Raw genomic sequence first — 15,590 nt, 5'->3', positions numbered from 1 at the left:
TAATCATTTGAACATTCAGCGTATTTTAAGTCACTTTTTCACATTATATTGCCCTAATATTTTTTCTAACATTTCTAAAGTTACCGGTTGTGCCTTAATATTTAACTGATATCCAATACGCCCATTTGCTTCTGCAGTCACTTGTTGTAAACTCTTTATATCATGTATCCCTTTTTCTCTTAATTGCATATATAGTTGTTGTTCTGACAATTTTGCCTGCGATAAGCCATTCTTAATAATTACTCCGTTTTCTACAATAACGATGCTGCTTCCATTTAAAAATTGTTCCACTTTTTGCGATTTCAATTCTAAAAAATGAATGAGGAATAAAATACTTGAAAATATAACAGCAGCAACAATAGAGGGCATCACTTTTCTACTCAAAACAGGTTCTACAATAATACGTCCAATAGAAACAACGATAATAATTTCAGCTCGAGTCATTTGGCTAACAGATTTACTTCCTGTCATTTTCAAAACAATAATTCCAGTCAAAATTAAAATAATACTTTCAAAAAGAATATTCATTATAGCTCATCCTTTAATGTTGAATATTAGTAGCGTTCTCTATTAAAGGATGATTTATAAGTAATAGGTTTATGTGCTATTCGTATGAAACGAATACTTTTAAAGGATTTATTATCCCTTCACTTAATTCCTTAAAACATTTTTCAAGTGTAGTATAAGGAATCTCATGTTGAAAAATCTCCTCTACAAATGGTGTTTGTCTTACTTCGTTAAAAAACCAATCTGCATGTTTCTGATAATCATATCCGTCACTAGAACCAATAATTTTTAATTCTTTTTCGTAAAACTCTGGTATTAAACTCAATTCTTCCTTATTACCATCCGATAGTATACAAATGGTACCGTTACTCTTAACAGCTTTTTGTATGATGCCGAACCCATTCATTGTAGCAGAACATTCAAATCCGTAATCGTATATTTCTGATACATATTCTCCTAAGCTAAAAGTATTTTTCGCACCAAATTTCCGTGCAATTTCTCTTCTATTTCTAATAGGTTCAACTACATCCACATGATCAACACCTACATAATATTTTAAGAAATAACAAGCGAGTAAACCCATAACTCCCATTCCAGTTATAAGTACTTTTTTATCCTGTCGCATGTTTAACTTTAATACCCCTTTAGCAGCATCACATGAAAGAATGGATAATAAGGCGACTTTAGGTTTTATATAACTAGGTACTCGAATTACTTTATGTCCCTTAACTATCCCTATCGTTTGATGTCCATAAAAAGAAACTACTTTATCTCCTACGTTTAAATTTGTTACTTTATTACCTACTTGAATAACTTCACCGTAACTTTCATATCCTGTTTCTTTCGGATAAAAAGGGGTTATATCTGAAATATCCGACTCTTTATACTGCGGTAATTCCGCTCCAATACTAATTGCACCTGCGATTGTTTTAACAATAATTTCATCATCCTGTATGAGCCTAACTTCACCCGTTTGCCATTTAAGTTTGTTAGGTCCTTCTAAAACTAATTTATACTGTTTCATTGATATCCTCTCTTTTTATATAAAATAAATTCAATTTGCATTTTAAACTATGTATAATAATCAATATAAAAGTTTCATCCAAAATTAAAGCTATAATGTTGGTTAGTAACCAGCAGTGATAAAATGATAATTGAATTTGATGGGTTTGGAATTAATGAATACGTTATTGGCCGTAATATCCCAATTGCAAAGTTAAAAAGTATGTACTTGGATGCGAAAAATGAGGAATTATCTTACGAGGGTTTCATTGAACTATTTTGTATTCGAAATAATTATGAATGTATTCCTCAAATTTTTTATAAAGATATTATAAGTGATATAGTCGTCGATTTAGATACAGACTATATTTATTTACCTACTAGGTAAAGTTCTCCTTCTGCATGTCTACACTATCAACCTCCCTATTCCTTTCTTTTTAACTTCTAACCTTAACCGTAATAATAAGAGTACTATTTTGATAACATTTTTAGAATCGTTGCTGTCGCCCAAATAAAATAAGCAAGTTGCGTTACAGTATACATTGTAAGTTCAAATCCTGTAAGTTTTCGCTCTCTCCTTGTATTCTTTAAATATCTATAAAAACAAAATGAGCATAAAAGTAGTAAAAGAATTGATAATTGATATAAATTTTCTACTAATAAAACTGCCATATATTTCATCACCTTCCAATAAATACGGTGTAGTTCAAACATATCATTTAAACAGAACCAATTACCACAAATTTCAAAACCTTAATATCCATTTTTCTCTACGCTCATCATTAAATATATGTCCCAAAACTAGCCCCTATCTATATTCTGCATTTGAAACTTCCTTGTTTCTTTTTTATAGTACATAATCCCTTGAATTTGCTATCCCTTATTAATCTCTTTTTTATTTCATTAGGGTCTTCGCTATCGGCTATCTCTAAATCTAGTATTCTTTCCTTCTCACCTCTTATAGCAGAACTATCGTAGCTGTAGCAATATCCATAACTATATACTCATTCTACTTCCCTCCATTCATTATTACTTACGATACAACTTTTTACTTTGACATATACACCCCTTCTATAATTATGAAATTTAACATAATTTCATAATTTTTCTGTTTAACAAAGGAATTACAATTAATGAATAGAATATCTCCATGAATAAATAAAAAGTGAGGGATATATAATGCAGCGCTTGTACACGATTGATATTAGTAATGTACTAGAATTAGAGAAAGCTCTTTCTACTTTATTAAATAAAGTGATTTCTTCAAAACAAGATCTTGAAAATTGGTTAAAAGAGCAATCTACATTAATTTGGGAAATCGAAGAACAATTAAGATCACATTATATTGCCTTTCAATGTAATACAGATAATATAGAAATAAAAGATACTTTTGAACATGACCAACAATTTGCAAAGCCACTTTTAAAACGGTATCAAAATTCATTTGATAATAAATATTTAGAATCACCTTTTCGAATGGAACTTGATCCAAAAGCATATAGCTTACTAGATAAAAAAATAAAGAATGCACAGACATTATTTTGTGAAAAGAACATTGATTTAGAAGTAAATGAAGACAAACTAGTAACCGCGTACTTCAAAATTACAGGCAGTTTGACTGCACTATGGGATGGCGAAGAAAAAACAACTACTGAACTCCAGTCCTACTTACAAGATCCAAATCGTGATATCCGTAAAAAGGCAAAAACAATTATTTCTGAAAAATTCTTATCTGTTGAAAAAGAACTCCAAAGCATATTAAATCGATTAATTGAAATTCGCCATCAAAAAGCAAAAAACATTCAATTAGCAAATTATCGTGATTATATGTTCAAAAAATACGAGCGTTTTGATTATACAGCGGAAGATTGCTATGAACTAGCTGAATCAATACGTAAGTATGTTGTGCCACTTAAAGATAAAATATTACAAGAGAAAAAAGTGAAACTACAAGTGGATACGCTTCGTCCATGGGATGTAGCTGCTGTAGCCCCTGATCAAAAAGTACTTAAACCTATTACAAATGAAAATGATTTAATTGAAAAAAGCACTCGCATATTCAACAAACTAGATATTGAATTTACAACGCTATTAAACCGAATGCATGAACATGATTGTTTGGATTTAATAAGCCGAAAAGGAAAAGCAGCTGGTGGTTTTTGTGAGTACTTACCTGCTTCTCAATTATCTTTTATTTTTATGAACCTTAACTATACACAAGATGATAGTATCACTTTCATACATGAAATGGGTCATAGCATTCATAACGAGTGCGTAAAACCATTAGAATTGCGACAGTATATAGAAATTCCCGCCGAAACAGCTGAACTAGCTAGTATGACAATGGAATTATTCTCAATTGACTACTGGGATACTTTCTATACAGACAAAAAAGATTTAAAACAAGCGAAAATCAACTACTTTAAAGATGTTATTTCATATTTACCTGACATGCTTATCGTAGATCAATTTCAACACTGGCTTTATGAAAATCCGAGTCATACTTCTGAAGAAAGAAATGAAAAATACCTACAACTTCAAAAAACTTATCAGTCTAGCGTCATAGATATTGATGGTTACGAAAGTTGGATAGCAACGAGTTGGTTACCTGTACTACATATTTTTGAAGTGCCGTTTTATTACATCGAATATGCAATCGCCCAACTTGGTGCGCTGCAAATGTATAAACAATATAAAGAAGATCCTAAACAAGCACTAGAAAATTATAAAAAGGCATTATCACTAGGAAGCTCAAAATCTATAAAAGAAGTGTATGAAACAGCTGGTATTCGTTTTGATTTTTCTGGTGAAACCATTAAAGAATTAATGGCATTTGTAGAGGTAGAATTAGATTTACTTGAAAGAACATAAATAAAAGAATGCACCTAACTTTTTAGGTGTATTCTTTTACTCAAATAGTATTTTATTTTGTTCTATTGATTAATTCGATGTATTGAGAGTCTCCATATCCTATTGTTGGGAAAAGATTAAACAACTTATTTAATAATTCGCTAATTGATAAATCTTTATTTTGGGAAATGAATTTTACTACGGCATTATCCTCTTTTAACATATCTAAATATAAATCTATTGCCTGATACATCAATGGAAGTAACTCTACAGTTGGTTTCTCATGATTCACCAACACTTCTTTATATACAGAGTGATATTTACCTAATTTAATTTCGGTCTGACTAACTTTAAATTCATCATCTCTAAAACTATTTAAAACAACTCTCCCCTTATAACCTGACTCCTCAAGATAAGAAAGGATCGTCAATAGATTCATTTGGCAAAACATATCCTCACCAAACCACAAAACAATATATTTATATTTATTATTAAAAAGATTATTTAATGGATCTATAACCTTTTTTATATAATCCTCAACTGAACTATTATGCCCCGTCGCTCTTGTCTTAATAAACTCTTCATCAAAAACTCGTGTAGTAACTCGGTTCACACACATTGCTTCATTAAATGGGGCGTAATCAGACTCTCTCATTAATTTTTCATTTTTAAATTCTTCATACATAAATTGACCATTTAATATGTTAAGTACATCTGTATCAAACAACTCATTCTTCTCACTACGTAATCGATCAATTTCAAATTTCTTAGAAATATTCATTTTAAACTCCCCCTTCTTTATTGATATTGAGTTTAACAAATGATTGAATAGGCATTTTGTTTAGTTGAAATTCTCTTGGGTTCATTCCAAAAACATTTTTGGATACTATATCAATTTTAAAGGATTTCAAAAATTAAAACACGAATTTTGTAAATTAAGAGATGATTAGTTTTCTAATTGAAAATTTATGCTTAGAAAGGAAGTTACAATGAACGAGTTAGAAAAAGAGATACTCCACTTAATAAATGAACAATATCCATTAAATTTTATTAACATTAAATCCATAACGAACGAAATGTATCAATGTCTCGCGGAAGAAGGTACTTACTTCATTAGAATTACAAACTATAAAACGTATGAAGAACAGTTAGAAGAAGTTACATATACGAACTTTTTATATCAAAATGGCTTAGGAGCCCCTCCAGTAATACCTTCTTTAATGGGAAATTTAGTAGAGAAATTAACATTAGACAAGGAACTTTTCGCTGTATTATATAAAGCTGCTCCTGGTATACATTTACCAAGAAGTGAATGGAATGCTAATGTATTTAAAAAGCTTGGCCAACAAATTGGTAAATTGCATCGTGTATCTAAAAAATTTGAAAGTATTGAACCGGTAAAACATATTAACGATTGGTATGAAAATGAAGAATATAATTTCCTTAAATATATCCCTAAAGAAGAGACTATTATTAGAGAAATTGCATGTGATGTTTTATCTACCATTAAAAACCTACCCAAAACATCTACGAACTATGGCCTGATCCATGGGGATTTATGGTTAGAAAACATTTTAGTTGATAATGCTTCAAACTTAACAATGATTGATTTTCAAGACTGCGAAAAACATTTTTACATATTCGATTTAGCAGTTCCAATCTATAGCGCGATAGAGTACTCATTTGCAGGAAATGGGAATATTGTTGACTATGAGAATTCAATTACAAAAGCAATACTTGATGGGTATCAAGAAGAAAATGAATTACCTAAAGAAATAATAGACAAGCTTCCATTGTTCATAAAATTAAAGGAGATATTTGAATATAGTTTAATGCATATGTATTGGGATAGAGAAGAATTAACTGAGGAACAAGTACGGATAATGAATCTTTATAGAATGAAACTTGAAAATAATCATTCCTTAATCAATATGTAAAGCAGATGTTGTTTAACTACTGTTTAACAATAGTTGAACAACATCATGTAAAAAATGATTTTTTAGGGATGTTTTACATATCATCTTTTATTAGTTGCGTTTCTTTCACGTGCCTTTTCTTAGTTAAAATTGCTTTATACAAAAATGTTATACCTAATAGAGCAAAAATGATACTTACAGGAATACGAGCGATTTGTGGAAGATAACGAGGAAGGAAGAAAAGACGAACTTTTTCATCCACACCCAATATTTCAAAGATTATCGGTACTATACTTTGGTGAACTAAAAAAAAGATTCCCATAAATACAAAAAGAACAACAAAAGCAAGTTTTTTCTTAGGTAATTCAATCGCTTTATTTTGAACTTTCTTTTTGTAATTATCACTCTTTATTTTCATCCCACTTTTCATTTCAAATAGCAACTCGGGGCCATTTCTTTCAAGTTTTGTGTAAGCAATACGCCCAAACAGCCAAGCTAAAACCCCTCCCGTACAAACCCCAATCGGTACACCTAGCCATTGTAAGACCTGTATATGTAGTGATGTTCCAAGCCATGCAACTAGTAAAGCTGGTATTGCTGTTGCTAATACCATCACCATCATGAGCCACGTTGTTATAAACATCTTACTCGTATTCATATCGTCACCGGATATTATGGTTCCTTTTCCACGGCGGTGAGAATCAGTGATTGGGATTAAGTTATAAACAGAAAACAATACGATAAGGCCTGCTGCTCCGCCAAGTAATGCCGGAATTATTGCAAATACCCATGGATAAACGAAAGTAAGCCCGCTAGAAATAGTAAAAATACTCGTTGTTAAAATCGAAACTGGACCAACAGCTATCAACCACGCTAACTGACGACCACGCACATCTATCCTTTCTGCACCTGGCGTCACCAATGTTAACCATAATGCGCTCCCATCAAAACCATATAAATTACAAGAGAACATACTTGTAAATACAATCATACTCACTCCTGTCCAAGGCATTAAGTATGGTATATCAGCAATTGTAACTAAAATCCCATAAAATACACCTATCCATATGCCCATCCGCAGGAAACGACCTCTTTGTGGATCTCTTCCCCAACTTTTAAGCTCCTTAGTTATAACAGCTCCTATTTTAGTTTCTAAAAAGATTTTAATACCCCTTCTATAATGCTTATTAGTAATCTCACCTTGGATTTTTTTAGAATCTCTCACTTTATTTCTAGTCAATAATATAGTCCATATAAAGAAAAGAAGCCCACAAAATATTGCTATTGCACTTAAGAAAATACAAGATAATAACCAATTAGATTGACTAGCGTACTCTACAGCAAGGATCGTCCAACTAAATGGAATCATGTAAAATAACGTTGTATCACTTGGTGTTATCCCACTGATTACAGGAAGTGCATACCAGCCTACATTTAGAAATGCAATAAGAAAACCAATGAGCATCGCTCCAATTTCCATTCCGATTCTTGATTTCATTGTCTCACCCATAATACTAACTATTACTTTTGATAACAGCACTACAAAAATTAACTGTAAGATAATTGCCGGAACTGCAACTATAATTGCAAAATAGCTAATCCTGGCTGCGTAAATTAATAATCCTATGAAAGCTAGAAAGCTAACTAGTGGTCCTACTCCTATAAAAGCTACAACGAGTAGTGCTCTAGCAAGTTTATAAGGGCTGAGCGGAAGCAATACAAAATATTCAGGACGTAATATTCCGTCTCCCCCAGTAAGCATCGGGCCAATAATCCACCCTACCGTCCAAATAGCGAATGTTACGTATAGGATACTTTTTGAAATGGTTTGTTCCGTAGGATAAAAAGAAAAAAGTAGAATAGTTCCAATTGCCAGCAATAAACCAACTAATCCTGCCATAATAAATAGAACTGCCCTACCACCATTCATTGAATGTTTAAGTATTGATAACTTCATTTGAATTAAAGTACTAACCAAGACAATTCTCCCCCTTTAACAGTAGGACTACCTATTAATCGAACGAAAATGTCCTCTAGTTTTTCGTTACCACAAACATCTTCCATCTTTCCTGACGAAAGTACTGTCCCTTTCGAAATAATCGCAACGTGGTCACAAAGTTGTTCAAGTAATGCCATGACGTGACTAGAAAATATTACAGAACCACCTGAACTAACGAATTTCTGTAAAATCTTTTTAATAGTAGTTGCAGAAATAGGATCTACCGCCTCAAACGGTTCATCGAGAACGAGTAGTTTTGGTGCATGAAGGAGCGCGAGTGCGAGACCGATTTTTTTACGCATACCAGTAGAATAATTTATGATTAAAGTTCCTTCAGCATTATTTAGCTCTAATACTGTAAGTAGTTCTTCTGTTCGTTGAGCAACTTCCTTAGCACTGATCCCTCTTAACAATCCCATATATGTTAGCAATTCACGACCAGTAAGTCTTTCTGGGAAAGCTAATCCGTCTGGTAATACCCCAATCAGCGTTTTAGCTTTTTCTGGATTACTCCAAACATCAATTCCAAAAACTTTAATGTTCCCGCCATCCGGTCGTAACAAACCGACAGCCATTGACAACGAAGTAGTTTTTCCTGCTCCATTAGGCCCAACTACTCCGTAGAAAGATCCCCTTGGAACAGTTAAATCAATATGATTAACTGCAATAAATTTACCAAACCGCTTATGTAGTTTCGAAAGTTGTAGCGCAGGAGAAGATTTCTCAGATTCAGTTTTCATAAAATGAACTCCTTCTTTACTATCTTATTAGTCGTACGCTAATTCCAATGCGTTTAAATATCCATTTAGACTGTTAGTACATATATAACTTCTAAAAAAATATGGAGAGATTCTTTCATTAATCACAATACTGAATCGCCAATTCATTTAGTAATTCAATGTTTTTAACTGGTACATTTTCAGTTAATCTAGCCGCAATAATAATAGGAGCCCATTGAAAAATCTCATTTCTTGATAAGCTAGTATTTCTACAATATATTTGCAAATACATTTCAGCTAATTCCATAGATGCCTGGGCGTACAATAAATAGGTACGAAATACATCTGCACGAATATCACCAGAACTAGCATCTACCCAATCTATTATTTTCACATTATCATTACTCAAAATTAAATTAAATGGATGAAAATCTCCATGGCATAATCTAGATTCAAATTTGATGGAATATAACTTATTCAATATATTTTCTTTCTGATTTTCATCCAATTTATGTACAGATTTAATTTGACGCCCCAATCTTTCTCTCATTGATTCCATTTTATTTGTATCCACACTTATAGCATGAATCTTTTTTTGTTCATTAACACAAATACTGATATAATGCTCTGCCTCTTTTAAATTATTAAGCAGGAGATCACCAATACTGTCCCCTTTTACGTATTCCATAATAATAGCCTGTCTATCTTGTACCTGTGTTATTTCAAATATATTTGGAACTGGTAGTCCGCATGAATAAGCGTATTTTTGTTTTTTCGCCTCATTAAAAGATTCTGTATTTGGAAGATATTCCTCAAATAATTTAATAATTTTATTTTCATAAAGATATATCTTCGCAGTATTCCCCTTGGCTATCGGTTCATCTAAGTTCAAGTTCATTCCTCCTTAAAAAATAAAGTAATACTCCTGACCTCCATGTATTAAATTCATTGGAATTTCAGGAAATCCTTCTGCTCAAATAATTGTTATTTTTAGTAGAAATTAATATACCAATCGGAATTTTAGAATTTATATTTAAAATCTTAAAGTACACGTGGTTTTAACGAAGAACTATTAAAACATACCTCACTACTAGGATGAAACATATCAATTTTTTAGATGAGTACCGGTTTAATATGAAAGATACTACAACGTTAGTGTTTCTTCGTCCTTTATAACAAGTCTAAAAATAAGAGTCGGATTTTTCTTAGAATAGAAAATCCGGCTCATTTTTTTCGTTTTGGGGACACTTTAAAATATTAGTTTGATGGGCATGGGATAGCACTCAAGGTAGACAAAGAAATGAAAGAAACTGTTATAGAAATTTCTACATTTCTTTGGTAACGTATCGCTCCTTTCTTACAAAAATCTTAACTTTATTACATCAAAAAGGTTCTTTATGAAAACATGTAGAATTAACACATATCGCAGTACTTTATAATTGAAGAGGTGATTATGTTGAAGTATTTAACAAAATCAAAAAACTCATCAACAGGTCTGAGAGGGTATTTGGAATCCTATCCGTTAACTTCATTTTTTGTAATGGCATATTTATTCTCGTGGGTTGTATTAATTCCATTTATCTTATCCCAATGGGGTATTTTCCCTAAAACAAAAGCGTTTGATATTTTCTTTGTTGCCAATGCATTTGTAGGTCCTATGTTAGCAGCATATATCATGTTTCGAACTCTTGAAGGCAAAGAGTCGTGGAAAAAAGTTAGAAAAAGCATCATATCTACTAAGGTCGGTTTGAAGTGGTACTTGTTTACACTCATCGTTATCCCTGCTGTAATGTTTCTGGGTATGGTGATATTAAATGGAGGGATACCTACTTTCCATGACCTTACTTTTAAATTTTTTGTAACCTATCTCATCTCTTTTGTGGCTACTTTCTTTCTCGGTGGACCTTTACCTGAGGAAATCGGATGGCGCGGTTTCGCTTTGCCTCGATTACAATCGAAGTTTGGACCGTTAAAAGCAACATTACTACTGAGTGTTTTGTGGGCTTTTTGGCATCTTCCACATTTCTTAACAGTTGCACAAAGGGGTGGACCGGGTTCTGACCTTTCTATACTATATATTCATTTACCGATTTTCATTTTGCTGTGTTTGCCGATCTCAATCATTCTCGCTTGGGTCTATAACTGCCATCACGGTAACTTATTTATTGTCATGCTAGTTCATGCGAGTGTAAATACGTTTAGCTTGGTACAAGCTTATTCCACCAATCCTGTTTTAAAGAATTCGGATTTATTTGTGGGGATAGGATTGGGCTTTGTCGCTTTACTTATTCTTATTTTCACACGAGGCAACCTTGGATATAAACAAACTTCTAATGAAGTAGGGGTCAGTAACAATGAAAATATAAGTAAATAGAAACGAAAACCATAAAACAAGTTGATGGGCATAGGGTATCGCGATCAAGCTAAGAAAAGAAAAGAAAAGAAATCAACCCCAAAACGAAAAATGTGCTTATTTGTTACAAGCTAATACAAAAATTTGTTCTAGGAACACTATTAAATCTTTCAGCTGATGGAGATAGAGCAGTGCCTCTGAAAGTAAAAAATAGAGCGTTTTCTTGCTCCTTGACTATGTTCAATTATTTATTTAATTCAGCGCTACAATTATAAAAGTTGTGTTCCTTGTTTAAGAAGGTGTTTCCTCATCCTAGATATCTCCCTATGAATAAACAATGAGAAAGTGGTACCTTCTAAAAGAGCTATCCTATATTTCTTAGGCGTAAAAAAAAGTATTCCAAATATGGAACGCCTTCTTTTATTTTATAAAATCATCAACTTAAACCTATTTTTCAAATATACTCTTCAACAATCTTAAAATATTCTAATTAACATAATCGCTCATTTAATTAAAGAAATTCGTTAGTTTCTTAACGCCCTTCTGACATTTCTTGCGAAATTTAGTGGATCATCAACGTCTTCGATATTAACGTAAATCAAATTTGGATCATCACATAACCACTCATTGTGTATAGACGAAACTATTATTCCTTGTTTAATAATTGTCGCAACAAATTCAGTGACTTCCTTTTGCAAGAGCGCTATCCGGCCTAGGCATAATGCCCGTCCAGTTTTATTATCTCTTGATTCGAATGAGAAAGAAGTTGTTACTCTAAAACATTTTCCCAAGATTGTTGCTTGTATTTCATCCCGATTTATTGTTGCCACGCATTTTCCACCGGCGAAACCTTTCTGGCCGCCGATAATTCTTGCAAACTGTTGACAAATTGATTCATCATTAATCGCCATACCTTCAATCACCCCCTTCTAATGCTAGGGTATGAATTAATACATAGATCTGAAACAGTAATAAATCTATTCGGTTACAAAAAGATGCTGATAAACTGATGAATCAAATGAGTTAATTCATCATTTGAAAATACAAAAAGAAAATATAATACTTTTTGGTAGTTCAATAGGTGATTTTATAGCAAGTGGTATTTTCTTTTCTAACATAGATTATGCTGGACTAATAAGCATAAATGGCTCAAGTTCATTTGTAACATCAGAAAGGTTTTTTAGAGAGCTGGATATGAGGACTCGATTAGAAGAAATTGAATTGAATATACTTAAGCTATACGATCCTAAATGTAAAGATTTTAAAACAAATGCCCCTATATTATTTTCACATGGTGAAAATAATCACATTTCTCGATAGCTGGTCAAAAAGATTTTTATACACATTTGATACCCTTTAATGCACCTACTAATGTGAAATTTATTACATACGAAACTGTTAATCATACATTAACTGAATCGATCATAAAAGACTTTATTGATTGGATAGAAACTCACTGCAAAATCACGGCATAAAAATTAAACTTACCACTTTCNNGAAAGTGGTAAGTTTAATTTACTTGGAATATTAGAATGAAAATCTGGTGTATACACCACAGAAAATGAATATCCCTGCTGAAGAAATGATACTTCATTACGCTTACATTCAAACGGAACACTATTTTTCTTGAAATTATTTTGGATTCGTTGTAAAAATGCTTCATCTGATGTTCCGAAAGAAACGTGTACTTTCGGTGGTAAAGCTTTCATCGCAATTGGAATCCAAGGTCGCTGCCACCAGGTTACGACGATATATGCAGTGCCACCTATAACAAAGTTGAAAATATCCCCATCTTCCATCGTTTTCATATCTAGATTTGATTTCAACCATTCCGTAAATACAGGTACACTTTTAACGGGAAGACCGATTTCCCTTACGTATAAAATATTTAACGGTGAATGCGGTACTAATACATCTTCTTTAACATAACTATGTGCGATAATTTCGAGAAGATTTCCATCTCCGTCTTTAAAGTATAAATTGAATAGATCGTTCTCCTCACCAATTGTATTTCCATCTTCCCATTTCACAATAAGTAACCCAGACTTTTCAAGCCATTTTGCTGTTTCATGAAATTTGGAATATGGAATCTCAAAAGCGAAATGCGCAGGTACAATTGGTTCATATACTTCCTGGAAACTAATTGTTGTGTATGGTGTTACTTCAAATTGAATAAATGATGCTGTTTCTTTTTTTATTGGAAAAGATAATATATCTCCGTATACTTGTTTTACTCCTTCTATAGAAACAGTTTGTAGTTTAATATCTGAAATGTGTGTAATCATTGTAAATCCCCCTATTTCATACTATCTATTCGTATTGTATTACACTTATAAATAGATGAAATCAAACGGAAGGATGGATTTTTCATGCAGAAACTACAACTTTAGTATGAATATGTTACCTCCAATTATTTTTTATTTCTTCAATAACAACTTCTGGTTTATCCCAGTGCAACATGTGTGTAGTGTCAGGGATTAATTTTACTACACCGTCAGTTTTCTCTTTAAAAATATTTACTGTTTTATCTCTATATTCATCCCATATTTGTGGAACTGTAGCTCGAAGTAATACGATATCAGATGGTAGTTTCTCATATATATCTATCGTTTCATCTTTATGCATACCTCTTATTATATTACCAGCTGTTCTCCCCCTCGCATGCCAGCATACGTTATTATCCATTTCTATACCAAGATCCTTTACTGCACTCTCTAATAATGGAGACCACCTAGTATAAGCTTCTTTTTCACTTTTAAAGAAGTCGTCCCAATTATTAAAAACATATTCATCAAAATCCTTTTCATAAAAAGCGATTTCCTCTTGAAATGTTTCTTCTTGCAGTCTTTTTGTTTGATATCCTCCATCAATAAGAATACTTCCTAATACTTTTTCTGGATTATTTAATAAATAATATAACGCGACGAAACTTCCCCAAGAATGTGATAGAAAATAGAAATGTTCAATTCCCAGTTCATTTATTATTTCATTTAACCAATTTGCTAAATTCTGCATCTCATAATCTTCCGTTCTTTCAAAGGGTGGTGTTTTACCATGCCCTGGTGCATCAATGGAGATAAATCTATACTCCCCCTTTAATTCTTCTGCGATTTCTATAAAACTTAAACTCGTACTACCTAATCCATGTAAACAAAAGATAACAGGCTTGTCATTATTCTCCCATTCAGTAATATGCACGTTTAGTTTTTCGTGATTCATAAAGTAACGTTTCACAACAATTATCCTCCATATTTAAATTTTTCGATTAATACATTATATATATATTTCTATTATTCTCAAGATTTCCCTGCATTCTCTTCTTCACAAAAAAGCTGATTTTCTTTTAAAGAAAACCAGCTTTTACGTTCATATACATTATGATTTAACAGCAATTATCATAAACCTTTTTGAATTCGTACGAATCCCTTTTTCAGAACTATTCATATCAATAAATTTTTGTAAAATAGTAAAATCCTCTTTCTCTTCTCCAAATCTAGGAATAATAGGCGTATGTTTTAATAAGAAAATGAGATCTTCAGGTGTACTGTAATAATCGGTAACATCATATTCACGTACTTGCACGAGCTCAAAGCCGGCACTATTAAGTTCACTCATATATTTTTCTTTTAAAGTACCATCCCTTTCGCCTAAACATTGTCCTCTGCCAAATGCTTCCTTAAGGTTTAATTTATCATACTCACTAACTTGTTGTGTTAAGAAAAAAGCACCTTTTTTCATTACTTTTGCTAATTCAAATGCTACAAATGGTGCATGACAACTAGAAGCAATATCAAAATGAGCATGCGGAAACGTTAAAGCTTCAGAATCCATTTGGAGAAACTCAACGTTTTGTACACCTGCTTTTTTCAAGTTGGAATGTGCTTTTTCAATCATGCCATTTGAATTATCTATTCCAGTTAGTAATTTAGCTGAGGATGCTATGTTAAGTACATTTTCTCCTCCACCTGTACCAACATCAAGTAACATGTCTGATGGTTTACATCTTTCTTTCACTTCTCCATAAAAGTCCCAAGTTTCTCCAACTATTTTACATTTTAATTTACTAAAATCCCACCCATTTAATCGTCCTACTTTATCATAAAAGTTTTTATACTCTAATTCATTCACTTTACTATTTCCCCTTTGTTTGAAGATTATATGTATAATACTATTTAAGTGTACATTATAAAATGAAAATATTTAAGATTAAAATTTCATATAGAATTATTGGTTTACATAATAAT

General features: G+C 32.1%; 15 protein-coding genes and 2 pseudogenes. 5 read left to right on the top strand and 12 right to left on the bottom strand.

The genetic code is table 11. The features are described 5' to 3' along the window. Nucleotides 1–30: 30 nt before the first annotated feature. Nucleotides 31–528: a DUF421 domain-containing protein gene (locus tag COI75_RS24110; protein ID WP_001022990.1), complete on the bottom strand. Its 498-nt coding sequence runs from the start codon at nt 526–528 to the stop codon at nt 31–33. A gap of 76 nt (nt 529–604) precedes the next feature. Beyond that, on the bottom strand, nt 605–1,531 hold the full coding sequence (locus COI75_RS24105; RefSeq protein WP_000816194.1) for a zinc-dependent alcohol dehydrogenase: 927 nt from the start codon (nt 1,529–1,531) through the stop codon (nt 605–607). A 123-nt stretch (nt 1,532–1,654) separates the two neighbouring features. On the opposite strand from COI75_RS24105, the gene COI75_RS24100 reads away from it, so the two are divergent. Beyond that, nucleotides 1,655–1,897 carry a hypothetical protein gene (locus COI75_RS24100; protein WP_000582698.1) on the top strand — a complete coding sequence of 81 codons (243 nt, stop codon included), beginning with the start codon at nt 1,655–1,657 and terminating at the stop codon, nt 1,895–1,897. A gap of 83 nt (nt 1,898–1,980) precedes the next feature. Here the strand turns inward: COI75_RS24100 and COI75_RS24095 are convergent, their stop codons facing one another. Together COI75_RS24095 and COI75_RS27835 are read right to left on the bottom strand one after the other, a co-directional pair. After that, nucleotides 1,981–2,181 carry a hypothetical protein gene (locus tag COI75_RS24095; protein ID WP_000279691.1) on the bottom strand — a complete coding sequence of 67 codons (201 nt, stop codon included), beginning with the start codon at nt 2,179–2,181 and terminating at the stop codon, nt 1,981–1,983. Between the two features lie 139 nt (nt 2,182–2,320). Further along, nucleotides 2,321–2,489, bottom strand: a pseudogene (locus COI75_RS27835) (DUF4030 domain-containing protein); the annotation flags it as partial. Nucleotides 2,490–2,688: 199 nt separating this feature from the next. On the opposite strand from COI75_RS27835, the gene COI75_RS24085 reads away from it, so the two are divergent. Further along, the gene (locus COI75_RS24085) at nt 2,689–4,380 is read left to right on the top strand and encodes a M3 family oligoendopeptidase (RefSeq protein WP_001189418.1); all 1,692 of its coding nucleotides are present in this window, start codon (nt 2,689–2,691) and stop codon (nt 4,378–4,380) included. A gap of 52 nt (nt 4,381–4,432) precedes the next feature. Here the strand turns inward: COI75_RS24085 and COI75_RS24080 are convergent. After that, a pseudogene (locus COI75_RS24080) lies at nt 4,433–5,225 on the bottom strand (AraC family transcriptional regulator). 102 nt (nt 5,226–5,327) lie between these two features. Between COI75_RS24080 and COI75_RS24075 the strand changes: the two are divergent. Then, nucleotides 5,328–6,296, top strand: coding sequence for a phosphotransferase enzyme family protein (locus COI75_RS24075; protein WP_141535149.1), 969 nt, complete (start codon nt 5,328–5,330; stop codon nt 6,294–6,296). 73 nt (nt 6,297–6,369) lie between these two features. Here COI75_RS24075 and COI75_RS24070 read toward each other — a convergent pair whose 3' ends face one another. From COI75_RS24070 to COI75_RS24060, 3 genes are all read right to left on the bottom strand, one after another. Continuing rightward, complete coding sequence (locus COI75_RS24070; RefSeq protein ID WP_097807513.1) at nt 6,370–8,253, bottom strand: hypothetical protein; 1,884 nt, start codon at nt 8,251–8,253, stop codon at nt 6,370–6,372. After that, nucleotides 8,238–9,014: an ABC transporter ATP-binding protein gene (locus tag COI75_RS24065; RefSeq protein WP_098388034.1), complete on the bottom strand. Its 777-nt coding sequence runs from the start codon at nt 9,012–9,014 to the stop codon at nt 8,238–8,240. The genes COI75_RS24070 and COI75_RS24065 overlap by 16 nt, the downstream gene beginning before the upstream one ends. A gap of 118 nt (nt 9,015–9,132) precedes the next feature. After that, nucleotides 9,133–9,885, bottom strand: a complete 753-nt coding sequence (locus tag COI75_RS24060; RefSeq protein WP_001046868.1) for an aminoglycoside phosphotransferase family protein — start codon at nt 9,883–9,885, stop codon at nt 9,133–9,135. Nucleotides 9,886–10,446: 561 nt separating this feature from the next. Between COI75_RS24060 and COI75_RS24055 the strand changes: the two genes are divergently transcribed. Further along, nucleotides 10,447–11,367, top strand: a complete 921-nt coding sequence (locus COI75_RS24055) for a CPBP family intramembrane glutamic endopeptidase (RefSeq protein WP_000922413.1) — start codon at nt 10,447–10,449, stop codon at nt 11,365–11,367. Nucleotides 11,368–11,870: 503 nt separating this feature from the next. Here COI75_RS24055 and COI75_RS24050 read toward each other — a convergent pair. Continuing rightward, nucleotides 11,871–12,257 carry a DUF1259 domain-containing protein gene (locus tag COI75_RS24050; RefSeq protein WP_000996664.1) on the bottom strand — a complete coding sequence of 129 codons (387 nt, stop codon included), beginning with the start codon at nt 12,255–12,257 and terminating at the stop codon, nt 11,871–11,873. 124 nt (nt 12,258–12,381) lie between these two features. Between COI75_RS24050 and COI75_RS24045 the strand changes: the two genes are divergently transcribed. Further along, nucleotides 12,382–12,666, top strand: a complete 285-nt coding sequence (locus tag COI75_RS24045; protein WP_000701588.1) for a hypothetical protein — start codon at nt 12,382–12,384, stop codon at nt 12,664–12,666. Between the two features lie 164 nt (nt 12,667–12,830). Here COI75_RS24045 and COI75_RS24040 read toward each other — a convergent pair whose 3' ends face one another. The 3 genes from COI75_RS24040 to COI75_RS24030 form a co-directional block, all read right to left on the bottom strand. Further along, complete coding sequence (locus COI75_RS24040) at nt 12,831–13,631, bottom strand: VOC family protein (RefSeq protein WP_098448665.1); 801 nt, start codon at nt 13,629–13,631, stop codon at nt 12,831–12,833. 115 nt (nt 13,632–13,746) lie between these two features. After that, nucleotides 13,747–14,580 (bottom strand): alpha/beta fold hydrolase, encoded by an 834-nt coding sequence (locus COI75_RS24035; protein WP_000833071.1) that lies wholly within the window; start codon nt 14,578–14,580, stop codon nt 13,747–13,749. 141 nt (nt 14,581–14,721) lie between these two features. Next, nucleotides 14,722–15,474 carry a class I SAM-dependent methyltransferase gene (locus tag COI75_RS24030; protein ID WP_001003849.1) on the bottom strand — a complete coding sequence of 251 codons (753 nt, stop codon included), beginning with the start codon at nt 15,472–15,474 and terminating at the stop codon, nt 14,722–14,724. Between the last annotated feature and the right edge of the window lie 116 nt (nt 15,475–15,590).

The organism is Bacillus cereus (genome assembly GCF_002564555.1).
GTDB lineage: Bacteria > Bacillota > Bacilli > Bacillales > Bacillaceae_G > Bacillus_A > Bacillus_A cereus_K.
This window is presented reverse-complemented; position numbering and strand designations above follow the sequence as displayed.